10 protein-coding genes and 1 pseudogene are annotated in these 13,821 nt (G+C 74.0%); 4 read left to right on the top strand and 7 right to left on the bottom strand.

Features of this window, described 5'->3' with window-relative positions:
• The first annotated feature begins 1,115 nt into the window (after window positions 1-1,115).
• Window positions 1,116-1,388 carry a hypothetical protein gene (locus tag AC02VZ_RS01025; RefSeq protein WP_432054430.1) on the top strand — a complete coding sequence of 91 codons (273 nt, stop codon included), beginning with the start codon at window positions 1,116-1,118 and terminating at the stop codon, window positions 1,386-1,388.
• Between the two features lie 13 nt (window positions 1,389-1,401).
• On the opposite strand, the gene AC02VZ_RS01020 is transcribed toward AC02VZ_RS01025, so the two are convergent.
• The 6 genes from AC02VZ_RS01020 to leuA form a co-directional block, all read right to left on the bottom strand.
• On the bottom strand, window positions 1,402-2,064 hold the full coding sequence (locus AC02VZ_RS01020; protein WP_476474253.1) for a response regulator: 663 nt from the start codon (window positions 2,062-2,064) through the stop codon (window positions 1,402-1,404).
• On the bottom strand, window positions 2,061-3,308 hold the full coding sequence (locus tag AC02VZ_RS01015; RefSeq protein ID WP_476474252.1) for a sensor histidine kinase: 1,248 nt from the start codon (window positions 3,306-3,308) through the stop codon (window positions 2,061-2,063). Before AC02VZ_RS01015 ends, AC02VZ_RS01020 begins: the two co-directional genes overlap by 4 nt.
• A gap of 69 nt (window positions 3,309-3,377) precedes the next feature.
• Window positions 3,378-5,453 carry an MMPL family transporter gene (locus AC02VZ_RS01010; protein WP_476474251.1) on the bottom strand — a complete coding sequence of 692 codons (2,076 nt, stop codon included), beginning with the start codon at window positions 5,451-5,453 and terminating at the stop codon, window positions 3,378-3,380.
• Between the two features lie 186 nt (window positions 5,454-5,639).
• Window positions 5,640-6,593, bottom strand: coding sequence for a hypothetical protein (locus tag AC02VZ_RS01005; RefSeq protein ID WP_476474250.1), 954 nt, complete (start codon window positions 6,591-6,593; stop codon window positions 5,640-5,642).
• 264 nt (window positions 6,594-6,857) lie between these two features.
• Window positions 6,858-7,559: a TerB family tellurite resistance protein gene (locus AC02VZ_RS01000; protein WP_476474249.1), complete on the bottom strand. Its 702-nt coding sequence runs from the start codon at window positions 7,557-7,559 to the stop codon at window positions 6,858-6,860.
• 216 nt (window positions 7,560-7,775) lie between these two features.
• The gene (gene leuA, locus AC02VZ_RS00995) at window positions 7,776-9,497 is read right to left on the bottom strand and encodes a 2-isopropylmalate synthase (protein WP_476474248.1); all 1,722 of its coding nucleotides are present in this window, start codon (window positions 9,495-9,497) and stop codon (window positions 7,776-7,778) included.
• A 340-nt stretch (window positions 9,498-9,837) separates the two neighbouring features.
• On the opposite strand from leuA, the pseudogene AC02VZ_RS00990 reads away from it, so the two are divergent.
• The 3 genes and pseudogenes from AC02VZ_RS00990 to AC02VZ_RS00980 all read left to right on the top strand — a co-directional run.
• Window positions 9,838-10,893 (top strand): annotated as a pseudogene (locus AC02VZ_RS00990) (M4 family metallopeptidase); the annotation flags it as partial.
• A gap of 29 nt (window positions 10,894-10,922) precedes the next feature.
• The gene (locus tag AC02VZ_RS00985; protein WP_432054437.1) at window positions 10,923-11,189 is read left to right on the top strand and encodes a protealysin inhibitor emfourin; all 267 of its coding nucleotides are present in this window, start codon (window positions 10,923-10,925) and stop codon (window positions 11,187-11,189) included.
• A 58-nt stretch (window positions 11,190-11,247) separates the two neighbouring features.
• On the top strand, window positions 11,248-12,558 hold the full coding sequence (locus tag AC02VZ_RS00980; protein ID WP_476474247.1) for a GH1 family beta-glucosidase: 1,311 nt from the start codon (window positions 11,248-11,250) through the stop codon (window positions 12,556-12,558).
• A gap of 194 nt (window positions 12,559-12,752) precedes the next feature.
• Here the strand turns inward: AC02VZ_RS00980 and era are convergent, their stop codons facing one another.
• On the bottom strand, window positions 12,753-13,706 hold the full coding sequence (gene era, locus AC02VZ_RS00975) for a GTPase Era (protein WP_432054439.1): 954 nt from the start codon (window positions 13,704-13,706) through the stop codon (window positions 12,753-12,755).
• Between the last annotated feature and the right edge of the window lie 115 nt (window positions 13,707-13,821).

Raw genomic sequence — 13,821 nt, 5'->3', positions numbered from 1 at the left:
CTGCCCGCGCGGCGTACGGCACGGGTCTGGCCGGACGGCCCGGCGGCGGGGGCCCGGCTCCACACCCCACGACGGGGGCCCGGCCGCACGGCCCTGACCCGGCCTCTCTACATCCGCGCGCACAGTGCCCGGCATCGGTTGCCCTCCAGAATCCGTGAACACTTGAGGCCAAAGTGCTCACGCAATTCGAGACACCCCCCGCCCCACGGCCGGCGCCAGCCTCCACCAGCACCCAGCCCCACAAACGCCCAGCCCGAGCACCCGCACGGGACGCCCGGCACCCGACATGGGGCCCGGGACGCCCGACCGGACACGGGCACCCGACACCGGCCACGGGAACGGGCACGGGGCACGGGGCACCGAACCACCCTCGGCACCATCACTGCCGCACCCGCACCCGTACCCGCCACCACAACCCACGACCCGCAACCCAACCACGACCAGGATCACCGGACGATCATGTGCGGGCGCTCCCACGCGCGGGCCGGCCGCCGGAACATCTGACGTGCCCCGCACCACCCGGCAGGCGCACCCACAACCCAGACCGGCCGCCGAGACGGCCCGGCCTGCCCCCGACCACCGCCCAGCGCCCCCACCGACCGACCGGCCGCCGAGACGGCCCGGCGTGCCCCCGGCCCGCTGACGCGCATCCGTCACCCCCGGCCGACCACGCAACCACCGTGAGCGGCGCCACGCCCGGGCCCCCCGTTCCCCCCGGCCGCCCGCACGCTTCTCCCCCGCGCTGGAGCGCCCCGTGTCAAGGGTGGGCCGCAGGCCCATCGCCGGAGGCGACGCGCAGCGCCCTTTACTCGGGGCGCGCAAGCGCGACACTGACGAAGAAGCGGGTGGCACCACGGCCACGTGCAACCGCCCCCGCGTCAGGACACGGCAGCCGCCACACCCACACCGGTACCCCCTCCGCCACCCGGCGCTCCCGCCCCCGTTCCTGCCCCCGCCCCCAACGGCAGCGCCGCCCCGTGTCGGCCCGTTCGTCGGACCGGCAGATGAACTGGTGATGACGCCGTCGGCGTGACGTTCCCCCGTGGACGCAACCGGGGCGGCAGCCCGGACGCTCCTCCACGGCAGAACCGACACCCCTTGGTGAGGAGACCGACATGACCGCCACCGCTTTCGAGTACGGCCCGGAGCATGTCTTCGTCGACCCCTACGCCTGCGGAGACGACTTCCTGCTGTCGCCGCCGGACCCGGCCGACCGCCTCGACATCGCCCTCGACCCGCGCGACCGCCGGCGACTGGACCTGCACGCGGCGCTGACCGCCGCCGGGATCCCGCCCCGCCCGGAGGACCGGGAGGCGATCGAGAGCCTCAGCGCGCTGCCCGGCAGCGTGCACACCACCCTGCAGCGCTGGCTGCACCACACGCTCTGAGGCGGGGCGGCCGTCACCCCGCGCCCGGGGCCACCAGTCCCGACTCGTACGCGACGATGACGAGTTGGGCCCGGTCCCGGGCGCCCAGCTTGCCCATGATCCGGCTGACGTGGGTCTTCGCCGTGAGCGGGCTCAGCCCCAGCGCCTCCGCCACAGCGGTGTTGTTCAGACCCCGCGCGACGAGCGTGAGGACTTCGCGCTCCCGGCCGGACAGGCGCTCGGGGCCCCGGGACGGCACGGGCGCCGGGGTGCGCAGGAACCGCTGGATGAGCCGGGCGGTGGGCCCCGGCGAGAGCAGCGCGTCACCGGCGGCCACCGTGCGGACGGCGTCCAGGAGGTCGGCCGGCCGGGTGTCCTTGACCAGGAACCCGGAGGCGCCGGCCCGCAGCGCGTCGACGATGTTCTCGTCGGTGTCGTAGGTGGTGAGGACGAGCACCTTCACGCCGGCGAGATCGTCGTCGGCCGCGATCAGCCGGGTCGCCTCGATCCCGTCCAGGTCGGGCATGCGGATGTCCATGACGACGAGGTCGGCGCGCCGGGCGCGGGCGAGTGCGACGGCCTCGCGGCCGGTCCCGGCCTGGCCGACGACCTCCATGCCGTCGGCCGAGTCGACGAGCATGGCGAACGCCTCCCGTACCAGTCGCTGGTCGTCGGCGAGCAGGACGCGGATGGTCATCGGGCTCCCTCGTCGGTCGTGGTCACGGGCCTCGTCAGGGGCAGGGTCGCCGTCACCCGGAAACCGCCCCCGTCCCCCGGCCCGGCATCGAGTGTGCCGCCCACGCTGCGGGCCCGCTCCCGCATACCGGTCAGGCCGAACCCGGGTGGCCGGCCCGGCGGGGGCCCGGTGCCGTCGTCGGTGACGGACAGGTGCAACGCACCGTCCTCCGAACGCAGTTGCACCCGCACGGCCGGGTCGGGGCCGGCGTGCCGCACCACGTTGGTCAGGGCCTCCTGGACGATGCGGTAGGCGGCGGCCCCGACGGCGGAGGAGACCTCGCCGGCCTCGCCCGTCCGCTCGACGCGCGCACCGGCGAGGCGGGCGGTCGCCACCAGGTCGGGCAGGCCGTCCAGGCCGGGCAGCGGGCCGCGGGCGTCGGTGTCGTGCTCGCGCAACACCTCCAGGGTGGAGCGGAGTTCACCGCGCGCGGTGCGGCACACCTCGGCGATGTCGTCGAGGGACCGGGCGACGGCCTCCCGGTCGAGCCGTTCGGGGTCGGCGGCCAGCACGTGCGCGGCGACCGACGTCCGCACCCCGATCACGGTGATGCTGTGGGCGAGCAGGTCGTGCAGGTCGCGGGCGATGCGCAGGCGCTCCTCGGCGACCCGGCGGCGGGCCTCCTCCTCGCGGGTGCGTTCCGCGCGTTCCGCCCGTTCGACGATCGCGGCGACGTACTGGCGGTAGAAGCGGACGTCGACGCCCAGGACCAGCACGGCGACGGCCCAGCCGATGATGCGGAGCAGCTCGGTGAAGCCCTCCGGGTTCGTCAGCGCGTTCACGGTGAGGGTGCCGCCGATGACGGCGGAGCCGATCAGCAGGGTGCGGCGCGGGGTGGTCGTCGCCGCCACCGTGTACAGGGCGACCAGGGTGGCGGCGACCGGCGCGGCGTGGGTGTGGTCCAGGGCGTGGTACGGCGCGGCGGCGGCCAGCACCAGCAGGAGCACCGTCAGCGGGCGCCGGCGGCGCCACGGCAGCGGGACGTGCGCGGCCGCCAGCAGCGTCCAGCCGAGCGCGTCGGGCGACCGGGCGGGGTCGACGGTCCGGGCCAGGACGAGGGCGGCGACGGCCAGGCTGACGGCGAGCACCGTGTCGTTGCGGACGGCGTGCGGGGCCGTCAGGGGATCGCGGTTGAGTGCCGCCATCACCCGGTGGCCGACCCGGGACCGGGGCGGTGTCGGCGCGTCCGTCGTCGTTGCCTGCACGGGTTCATCCTCCTGGACAGGGGTGCCCCGGCGGGAGGCCGGGGCGCCCTCACCTCGTCGCACCGGGCGCTACACCGGCTCGGGCTGCCGCCGCGGCGCCGCGGGCTCCGGGGCGCGGGCGAGCCGGCCCGGCCACCACAGCCGGCGGCGCAGCAGCACGCTCGCCGTGGTGACGAGGTAGGTCCGCACGAGGAAGGTGTCCAGGAGGACGCCGACGGCGATGACGAAGCCGAGCTCGACGAGGGCCACCAGCGGCAGGGTGGCCAGGACCGCGAACGTCGCCGCGAGCACGATGCCCGCCGAGGCGATGACCCCGCCGGTGCTGCGCAGCGCGGACAGCGCGGCGGCCTCCGGCTCGGCGCCCTTCGCGGACTCCTCGCGCATCCGGTGCAGCAGGAAGATGCCGTAGTCGACGCCGAGCGCGACGAGGAAGACGAAGGACAGCAGGGGCAGGCCCGGATCGGTGCCCGCGAAGCCGAACAGCGGCCCGAAGACCAGTCCGCCGATGCCGAGCGCCGCGCCCCACACCGCGACCACCGCGCCGAGCAGCAGCAACGGTGCGACCAGGCTGCGCAGCAGGGCCACCAGGACGAGGAAGACGGCGGCCAGGACCAGCGGGACGACGACCGCGCGGTCCCGGGCCTCGCTGTCGGCGAGGTCGAGCCGCTGGGCGCTGGGCCCGCCCACGTAGGCGCCGTGGTCGTCGAGTCCGTCGCGCAGCGCCTCGACGGTGCGGGTCTCGGCCGGGGACTCGGGGGCGGCCGTGGTGAACACGGCGACCTCGGTCCAGCCGTCGCCCGTGCGGCCGGCCGTGACCTCCGCGACGCCCTCGGTGCCGCGGGCCTCACCCACCACGGCGTCCGCGCGGTCGGTGGTCGCCAGCACGGTCAGCGGGCGGCTGCCGCGCTCGGGGTACTCCCGGGCGAGCGTGTCCAGGGCGGCGATCGACTCGGGCCGGTCGGTGAAGGAGTCCTCCTGCTTGAGGTCCCCGGTGAGGCCGAGCGTGCCGAGGGCGAGGGCGCCGAGGAGGACGGCGCCCGCGGTGAGGACGGTCCTCGGGCGGCGGGCGGCGGAGCTGCCCATGACCGCGAACACGGTGCGCCGGGCCCTCGGTTCGCTGCCGAAGGCGGGGATCAGGGGCCAGAAGACACGGCGGCCGAGGAGCACCAGGACGGCGGGCAGCAGGGTGGTCATGGCGACGAGCGCGGACAGCACACCGATCGTGCCGACCGGGCCCATGCCGCTGCTGCTGTTGAGGTCGGCGGCGAGCAGGCACAGCAGTCCGGCCGCGACCGTGCCCGAGGAGGCGAGGATCGCCGGACCGCAGCCGCGCAGGGCGGCCCGCATCGCGTCGTGGGGGCGTTCGTGGCGGCGCAGTTCCTCGCGGTAGCGGGCGACGAGGAGCAGCGCGTAGTCGGTGCCGGCGCCGAGGACGAGGACGGTCATGATGCCGCCGCTCTGCCCGGTCACGGTGACGTCGAACAGCTCGTGCAGCCCGTACCCGGCGGCCATCGCCACGGTGGCCGCGGCACCGGCCACGGCCAGCGGGACCAGCCACAGGAACGGGCTGCGGTAGATCAGCACCAGCAGCACGGTGACGACGGCGAGGGTGGCCGTCAGCAGGGTGCCGTCGATGGTCTCGAACACCTTGTTCATGTCGGTGGTCAGCGCGCCGGGCCCGCCGACCTCGACGCGCAGCCCGTCGCCGCCCGCGGCGATCTCCCGCACCCCGTCGACGAAGGCGGTCCTGGCCTCGTCGTCCTGGCCGGGTCCGGTGCTGGAGACCGGGAACATCAGCGTGCTGCCGTCCTGCGACGGCACCCCGCGCGGGGCGTCCGCCAGTTCGTACGTGTCCCCGACCGCGGCGACCTGCTCGGCGGCGGTCCTCCGGTCGGCGGCGGTCAGGCCCCCGTCGCGGTGGTAGACCAGCACCAGATCGGTCGCCTCACCGCCGGGCAACCGCTCCTGGATCCGCGCCACCTGGGTGGAGTCGGCGCTGTCCGGCAGATAGTCCGTGGCCCGGTTCTGCTGGATGCCGCCGAACTTCCCCGCCAACGGTCCGAGAAGGACGAGTGCGGCCAGCCAGAGGCCGACCACCGCCCACGGCACGGCCCTTCGCCGTGTCCCCCTGCTTCCGGCCCCCATGGGACGGGCCTCCCTCCGCTCGGCTGTCCGGTCGCTTCCAGACTCCCGGCGGACGGGGGCGTGTTCGTCGGGCGTGGGGCCGAGATGCGGGGTACTGCGCGGGGCGGTGCGCGGGCGGCGTTACTCCCCGAGGAGTAGGCACCCGGCGGCGGGGGAGCAGGCACCCGGCGGCCCGGGAGGCAGGGTTCAGCCGCGGTCCGCCGACCGGGTGCCGTCCTGCTCGCCGTCGACCCGCGCCTCCAGCTCGCCGAGGCCCATCCCGGCCGCCCACAACTCCTCGAAGCGGCGCAGGCGTTCGCGGACGTGGTCGGGGCGGGCGTCGATCCGCGTCCTGACGCCCGCCCCGCGCGGGTCCCGCTCGATCTCGTACGCCACCTGAGCGTCGACGAGGACGCCACCGGAGGCGGCGCCGCGCGCCAGGTGCGGGGGCAGTTCGGACAGGACGACGACACGCACGTCGATGCGCAGCAGCTCCCGCTCCTCGCACCACCGCAGCAGCGCGTCGTCCAGTTCGGTGGGGTGGCGCAGCAGGACCAGCCGCCGCACCGGCACCCCGCGGTCGCTGACCGCCTCCGCCTGGGCGCGGAGGTGGCGGCCGACGGGCTCACCGCTCCAGAACCGCCGGTCCGCGGAGGTGCTGGTGGCGTCGATGGACCGCTCGGCGGCGCGGGTGAGGGAGAGCAGCCAGTCGTGGTTCTCCCCCGGGGACTCCACGGCGAGCGTGGCGAGGGCGGCCATCTGCTCCCGTACCCGCCGGATCTCCGCCCGGGCGAACGCGCGCAGGACCGGCGGCCCGCCCTCCGGGTCCGCCCCGGGTCCGGTGCCGCGGCCGTCCGCCGTGACGGGCGGGGCCGGCCCGGCCGCCCCGGGGGTGCCGCTGTCCGCGGGACGCTCCGGTGAGGGTGCCGTCCGGAGCAGGTACGGCACGACCACCGTGCCGAGGGCGCAGAGTCCGGCGGCGGTCAGGTGCCGGGTCGGGCCGTCCTCCGGGCTGAGCAGCGCGGCCACCCCCCAGACGACCAGCCCGACGGCGGCCCCGGCCAGGAGGGTCCGGGTGGCCGTCGCGGACACGGCGGGGCGGGGACCGGCCGACGTGCCGTCGGGGCCCTTCGCGTCGGGGGGCGGCGGTGCGGTGCTCATGGCGGCCCCCAGGGGAAGCGGCGGGCGCGGTCGGCGGGCGTCCCCGGGAGCGGCGGGCTCCGGGGAGGGCCCGGCCCACGGACCCCGGGGAGGACCCGGTCCACGGGCCCAGGGGGCGGCCGGAAGGGCCGGGGGCGCCCCGGGGAGGGCGGGGTACCCCGAAGGCGGCCGGGGGTGCCCCGGAGGGGGCGGTCGGCGGGCTGCGGTCCCGGTGCGGGGGCCACCGGGGGACGGCCCCGAACCCCGGGGTGTCCGGAGGCTTCGTTACGACGGCGTCCTGGCCGCCGTCAGCAGCCGGGTGACGTCGTCGGAGCAGATGGTGAGGGCGGCGCCGACGGTGGCGAGGGCGTCGCGTTCGGCGGGCGTGTAGGGGCCGTCGGCGAGGGCGATGCGGGCGCCCTGCAGGAGGATCGACTCGCGGCCGGCGGCGGCGAGGTGCGGGGCGAGCGGGTCCAGGGCCTCGTGGAGTTCGATGGCGAGGCCGGCCGTGCACGGCTCCCCCGTGAAGCGTCCGGTGTCGTCGGCCAACGCCTCCACGAGGGACTCCAGTTGCTCCTCGGTGCAGTCGTCGAACCCGGCGGCGCGGACCGCGGTGACGGCCGACTCCAGGGCGGCGCGCGAGCCGGTGCCGCCGGCCGCGAGGACCGCCAGCGCGACGGTGTGCACGGCGTCCCGGAGCATCGCGGAGAAGCGGGTCGTGGTCGGGTGGTCCAGCACGTCGGTGCCGAAGTGGCGGCGGCAGGCGGCGCACTCCACGACCGGGCCGGTGCTGCCGCGCGGCAGCACGGGCACACCGAGGAGGGAGAAGCGGCGCCGGCCGGTCAGCCGCTGGTAGTTGCGGTCTCCGCCGCAGCCCGGGCAGAAGAACTCCCCGTCCCCGACGGGCGTCCACGCCGTGCGGGTGCCCAGCAGGCGCGCCAGCCCGGTGGCGGCGGCACGGCCGTTCGGTTCCCGTCCTGGCAGCACGTCGCACCTCCACAACTCCCCCGCTGCCGGACGGCGCGGGCGGTGCCCCCGGCGGCACCCTTGCCGCTTGCGTGATGTTAGCCACATCCACGAGCCGGAGTCAGCACCTCGGACGAGACCTCTCCGTGACCTCCACACCTTTTTGGCCGGTTGACGACGCGGGCTCCGCCCGCCCCGGGAGGCGGACGGAGCCCGGGAGTCCGTCGAAACGGCAGGTCAGCGGGCCGCCCGGTTGACGGCCGAGACGACCGCCTTCAGGGAGGCGCGCGTGGTGTTCGCGTCGATTCCGATCCCCCACAGAACCTTGTCGCCGATCGCGCACTCGATGTACGAGGCAGCCTGTGCGGAGGCGCCCTCGCTCATGGTGTGCTCCTGGTAGTCCAGCAGGCGTACGTCGATGCCGATGCCCTGCAGCGCGTCGAAGAAGGCCGAGATCGGACCGTTGCCGGAGCCGGTCAGGGTGGTCTGCTCGCCGTCGACGGTGGCCTCGACGGTCAGGGTGTCCACGCCGTCCCGGTCGGTGGTGGACTGGCCGGTGGCGACCTGGATGCGGCCCCAGGGGTTGTCCGGGTTGGGCAGGTACTCGTCCTGGAAGACCGCCCAGATGTCGGCGGGGGTGACCTCGCCGCCCTCGGCGTCCGTCTTCGCCTGGATGATCTTCGAGAACTCGATCTGCATCCGGCGCGGCAGGTCCAGCTTGTGGTCGTTCTTCAGGACGTAGGCGATGCCGCCCTTGCCGGACTGCGAGTTGACGCGGATGACGGCCTCGTAGGAGCGGCCGACGTCCTTGGGGTCGATGGGCAGGTACGGGACCGCCCACTCCAGGTCGTCGACGGTGACGCCCTTGGCCTTCGCGTCGGCCTCCATGGCGTCGAAGCCCTTCTTGATGGCGTCCTGGTGGGAGCCGGAGAAGGACGTGTAGACCAGGTCGCCCACGTACGGGTGGCGCGGGTGGACGTCCATCTGGTTGCAGTACTCCCACGTGCGACGGATCTCGTCGATGTCGGAGAAGTCGATCTGCGGGTCGACGCCCTGGGAGAACAGGTTCATGCCCAGGGTGACCAGGTCGACGTTGCCGGTGCGCTCGCCCTGCCCGAACAGGCAGCCCTCGACGCGGTCGGCGCCGGCCATCACGGCCAGTTCGGCGGCGGCCACGGCGGTGCCGCGGTCGTTGTGCGGGTGGACGGACAGGCAGACGTACTCCCGGCGGGAGAGGTTGCGGCCCATCCACTCGAAGCGGTCGGCGTGCGTGGAGGGGGTGGAACGCTCCACGGTGGCGGGCAGGTTGAGGATGATCTCGCGGCCCGGGCCGGGCTGGTAGACGTCCATCACCGCCTCGCAGACCTCCAGGGCGAAGTCCAGCTCGGTGTCGGTGAAGATCTCCGGGCTGTACTGGTAGCCGAACTCGGTCTCCTCGCCCAGCAGTTTCTCCGCGTACTCCATCACCAGGCGGGTGCCGTCGACGGCGATCTGCTTGATGTCGTCCTTGGAGCCGCGGAAGACCACGCGGCGGAAGACGGGCGCGGTGGCGTTGTACAGGTGGACGGTGGCGCGCCGGGCGCCCTTCAGGGACTCCACCGTGCGCTCGATCAGGTCCTCGCGGGCCTGGGTCAGCACGGAGATGGTGACGTCCTCCGGGATGGCGTCCGGGTCCTCGATGATCGAGCGGACGAAGTCGAAGTCGGTCTGGCCGGAGGCGGGGAAGCCGACCTCGATCTCCTTGTAGCCCATGCGGACCAGCAGGTCGAACATCGCGCGCTTGCGGGCGGGCGACATGGGGTCGATCAGCGCCTGGTTGCCGTCCCGCAGGTCGGTGGAGAGCCAGCGCGGGGCGGTGGTGATCCGGTTGGCCGGCCACGTCCGGTCGGGGATGTCGACCTGCTCGTAGCGGCCGTACTTGTGGAACGGCATGGAACTGGGCTGCTGGCGGTTTGCCATGGTGCGTGGGCTCCTCGGGGGTCCGCGGGGGTGTCCGGATGGACGGCCGACGGCGCAGCGCCACACTCCGCGGGGAGGGGGTCGGCCTCTACTGCAGGCCCTCGCCGCGGCAGCTAAGGAGAAGCAGCCCGAAACGCATGATGCTCCGTAGCCTAACCGAGTCGCGCTGCGTGCGGGGGCGTGTATCAGTATGCGGGACCGGGACGGAGAACTGGGCCGAAAGTGCCGAATACCACGTCGAGGGCGGACAAGAGGGGCGTTGGCGGGTCATTTCATCCGTCACGGTTGCACTGCCGTCGCAGGCAGTGACTATGTGAATACGCAGTGCGATGGTTTCTTCATGGCCACTCACGGGGGCTTCGAGCCCGTTTTCTGCACCATCGTCCCGCCCCACGTCCTCGACCGGCTCGCGCAGGCCGACGACCCGGTGCTCGCCGGAACGGCACGCCGCACCCTGCAGCGCGACGCCTACGAGCGCACCCAGCGCCGGCTGACCACGGTCGTCGGCGCCCGCGCCGTCGCCCCGCTCGCCGCCGAGCCCGGGAAGCCGCACCGCACGGTCCACGACGCCGGTCACGGCACCGACCTGCCGGGGCGGGCGGTGCGCACCGAGGGCGACGAGCCCGGGCCGGACGCCACCGTCAACCGCGCCTACGCCGGCCTCGGCGCCACCTTCGAGCTGCTGCTGTCGGCGTACGGGCGCGACTCGATCGACGGCGCCGGGATGCCGCTGGTGGCGACCGTGCACTACGACCGCGACTACAACAACGCGTTCTGGAACGGCGAGCAGATGGTGTTCGGCGACGGGGACGGGGAGATCTTCCTCGACTTCACCCTGCCGATCGACGTGATCGGGCACGAGCTGGCGCACGGTCTCACCCAGCACACCGCCAACCTGACCTACTTCGGGCAGCCCGGGGCGCTCAACGAGTCGGTGTCGGACGTCTTCGGCGCGCTCATCAAGCAGTACACGCTCGGCCAGACCGCCTCCGAGGCCGACTGGCTGATCGGCGCCGGGCTGCTCGCCCCGCGGGTCACGGGCACGGCGCTGCGCTCGATGAAGGAGCCGGGCACGGCGTACGACGACGACGTCCTCGGCAAGGACCCGCAGCCCGCGACGATGGACGACTACGTCCGCACCGGCCGGGACAACGGTGGTGTGCACATCAACTCGGGCATCCCGAACCACGCCTTCTACCTGGCGGCGACCACCCTCGGCGGGCACGCCTGGGAACGTGCGGGGCAGGTCTGGTACGACGTGCTGACCGGCGGCGAGCTGCCGCAGGACGCGATGTTCACGGACTTCGCGACGCTGACGGTGAAGGCGGCGCGGGCCCGCTTCGGGGAGGGCGAGGAGCTGCTCGCGGTGACGAAGGCGTGGGAGCGGGTGGGCGTGCCGGTCGTTCTCGTACTAGACAGGGAGCCATGCGGATTCAGGTACGGCGCTCGGGCGGGTTCGCGGGCATCGAGCGGCAGGCCGAGGTGGACACGGCGGGGCGGGCGGACGCCGCGGAGTGGCACGCGCTCGCCGAGCGGGCGCTGGCCGAGGGCAGCGGCTCGCCGCCCGCCGGGGTGCCGGACGGCTTCGGCTACCGGATCACGGTGGACGGCCGGTCGGTGTACTGCGCGGACCCCCGGCTGACCGAGGAGCAGCGCGCGCTGGTCTCCCGCGTGCTCCGGGAGGGCGCGTAACAGCCTTTTACGGCCGGGGCGTTGACGCCGCTCCCCGGTGGTACGGATGATCCACCCCATGGCGACGACGAACCCGGTGCCCCGCTTCCCGGACGGCTTCCTGTGGGGTGTGTCCACCTCGGCGCACCAGATCGAGGGCGCGGTGGACGAGCGGGAGCCGTCCGTGTGGGACGTGTTCACGGCCGAGCCGGGCCGGGTCCGGGACGGTTCGACCGCCGAGGTGGCCTGCGACCACGTGCGCCGGCACGGCGAGGACGTGGCGCTGCTGGCCGGTCTGGGCGTGGACGCGTACCGCTTCTCGGTGTCCTGGCCGCGGGTGCGGGCCCGGGGCGGGCTGGACTTCTACGACCGGCTGGTCGACGACCTGTGCGCGGCCGGGGTGCGGCCGGTGCCGACGCTGTTCCACTGGGATCTGCCGGCCGGGCTGGACTGGCGGGAGCGGGACACCGCCGAGCGGTTCGCCGCGTACGTGTCCGAGGTCGTCGCGCGGCTCGGCGACCGGGTCACGAAGTGGATCACGCTCAACGAGCCCGCCGAGCACACCCTGCTCGGGCACGCCCTGGGCATCCACGCGCCCGGTCTGAAGCTGCTGTTCGACGCGCTGCCGGTGGCCCACCACCAGCTCCTCGCGCACGGTCTCGCGGTGCGCGCGCTGCGCGCGTCCGGCGCCCGCGACATCGGCATCGCCAACTCCCACGGCCCCACCTGGGCCGCGTCGCGGGAAGCGGCGGACGTGGACGCGGCCGACTTCTACGACCTGCTGCTGAACCGGCTGTTCGCCGACCCGCTGCTGCTCGGCCGCTACCCGGACGGCATCGACGCGCTGATGCCCGGGGACGTGGCGGCGGACCTGGAGGTCATCGCCGAACCCCTCGACTGGTACGGGATCAACTACTACGCGCCGACCCGGGTGGGCGCCCCGCAGGGCGCCGAGATCGACTTCGGCGGGGTCCGGATGCCGGCCGAACTGCCCTTCTCGGTACGGGAGATCACGGACCGGCCGGTGACCGACTTCGGCTGGCCGGTGGTGCCGGAGGCGCTGACGGAGATTCTCACGGCCTTCCGCGACCGCTACGGCGACCGGCTCCCCCCGGTCGTCGTCACCGAGAACGGCTGCTCCTACGAGGGCCTGGACGACCGGGAGCGCATCGCCTACCTCGACGGCCACCTCCGGGCCCTGCACCGGGCGCTGGAGGCGGGCGTGGACGTGCGCGGCTACTTCGTCTGGTCGCTGCTGGACAACTTCGAGTGGGCGGAGGGCTACGCCCGCCGCTTCGGGCTGGTCCACGTCGACTTCGACACGCTGAAGCGCACGCCGAAGGCGTCCTACGCCTGGTACCGGGAGCTGCTGCGGGAGCAGCGGGCCTGAGCCGCCCGGCTCAGAACCCCAGCCGCCGCAACTGTTTCGGGTCCCGCTGCCAGTCCTTGGCCACCTTCACGTGCAGGTCCAGGCTGCATCGACATGCGGCTACCGCCGCGCGGCGGAGTACCGAGCAGCACCTCAGTCTGCCTGCGGGACCAGACGCCGACGCCCTTCAGACGCCAGCCCCCACCCCACCCGCGTCAGAACCCCAGCCGCCGCAACTGCTTCGGGTCCCGCTGCCAGTCCTTGGCCACCTTCACGTGCAGGTCCAGGAAGACCGGAGTGCCGAGCAGGGCTTCGATCTGCTTGCGGGACTTGATGCCGACGTCCTTGAGGCGCTTGCCCTTGGGGCCGATGACGATGCCCTTCTGGCTGGAGCGCTCGATGAAGAGGTTGGCGTGGATGTCCAGCAGGGGCTTGTCGGCGGGGCGGTCCTCGCGGGGCAGCATCTCCTCGACGACGACCGCGATGGAGTGCGGCAGTTCGTCCCGGACGCCCTCCAGGGCCGCCTCGCGGATCAGTTCCGCGACCATGACCTGCTCGGGCTCGTCGGTGAGGTCGCCCTCGGGGTAGAGCGCCGGGCCCTCGGGCATCAGCGGGATGAGGAGGTCGGCCAGGAGGTCGACCTGCTGGTTCGCGGTCGCGGAGACCGGGACGATCTCCGCCCAGGTGATGCCCAGCTCCTGGCCCAGCCGGTCCACGGCGATCAGCTGCTCGGCAAGGGCCTTGCTGTCCACCAGGTCGGTCTTGGTGACGATGGCGATCTTGGGGGTCTTCTTGATCCCGGCGAGTTCCTTGGCGATGAAGCGGTCGCCGGGGCCGATCTTCTGGTCGGCGGGGAGGCAGAAGCCGATCACGTCGACCTCGGCCCAGGTGGTGCGGACCACGTCGTTGAGCCGCTCGCCGAGCAGGGTGCGCGGCTTGTGCAGGCCTGGCGTGTCCACCAGGATCAGCTGCGCGTCGGGGCGGTGCACGATGCCGCGCACGGTGTGCCGGGTGGTCTGCGGCCGGTTGGAGGTGATCGCCACCTTCTGCCCGACCAGCGCGTTCGTGAGGGTGGACTTGCCGGCGTTGGGGCGGCCCACGAAGCAGGCGAAACCGGCCCGGTGCACAGCTTCGACCGGCTGCTCGGATGACTGGGTACGAACGCTCATGCGCCCATTGTCGCTGATCCCCGGAGCCCCGCCGCACCATCGGAGCCGGCTCCCGGCCCTGGCGCCCCCGGGGCCGGGGCGCCGGGCCGGGCACCCGAGGGTCCCCGGCCCGGCG

The sequence above is a fragment of the Streptomyces sp. 3-6 genome (assembly GCF_056323165.1).
The sequence above is the reverse complement of the archived record's forward strand: the minus strand, read 5'-3'. Positions and strand labels throughout refer to the sequence as shown.

What these genes read in the sequence shown, in the direction of transcription:
- AC02VZ_RS01025 (WP_432054430.1), top strand. Translation starts at nt 1,116, where the DNA reads ATGACCGCCACCGCTTTCGAGTACGGCCCGGAGCATGTCTTCGTCGAC.
- AC02VZ_RS01020 (WP_476474253.1), bottom strand. Translation starts at nt 2,064, where the DNA reads ATGACCATCCGCGTCCTGCTCGCCGACGACCAGCGACTGGTACGGGAG.
- AC02VZ_RS01010 (WP_476474251.1), bottom strand. Translation starts at nt 5,453, where the DNA reads ATGGGGGCCGGAAGCAGGGGGACACGGCGAAGGGCCGTGCCGTGGGCG.
- AC02VZ_RS01005 (WP_476474250.1), bottom strand. Translation starts at nt 6,593, where the DNA reads ATGAGCACCGCACCGCCGCCCCCCGACGCGAAGGGCCCCGACGGCACG.
- leuA (WP_476474248.1), bottom strand. Translation starts at nt 9,497, where the DNA reads ATGGCAAACCGCCAGCAGCCCAGTTCCATGCCGTTCCACAAGTACGGC.
- AC02VZ_RS00985 (WP_432054437.1), top strand. Translation starts at nt 10,923, where the DNA reads ATGCGGATTCAGGTACGGCGCTCGGGCGGGTTCGCGGGCATCGAGCGG.
- AC02VZ_RS00980 (WP_476474247.1), top strand. Translation starts at nt 11,248, where the DNA reads ATGGCGACGACGAACCCGGTGCCCCGCTTCCCGGACGGCTTCCTGTGG.
- era (WP_432054439.1), bottom strand. Translation starts at nt 13,706, where the DNA reads ATGAGCGTTCGTACCCAGTCATCCGAGCAGCCGGTCGAAGCTGTGCAC.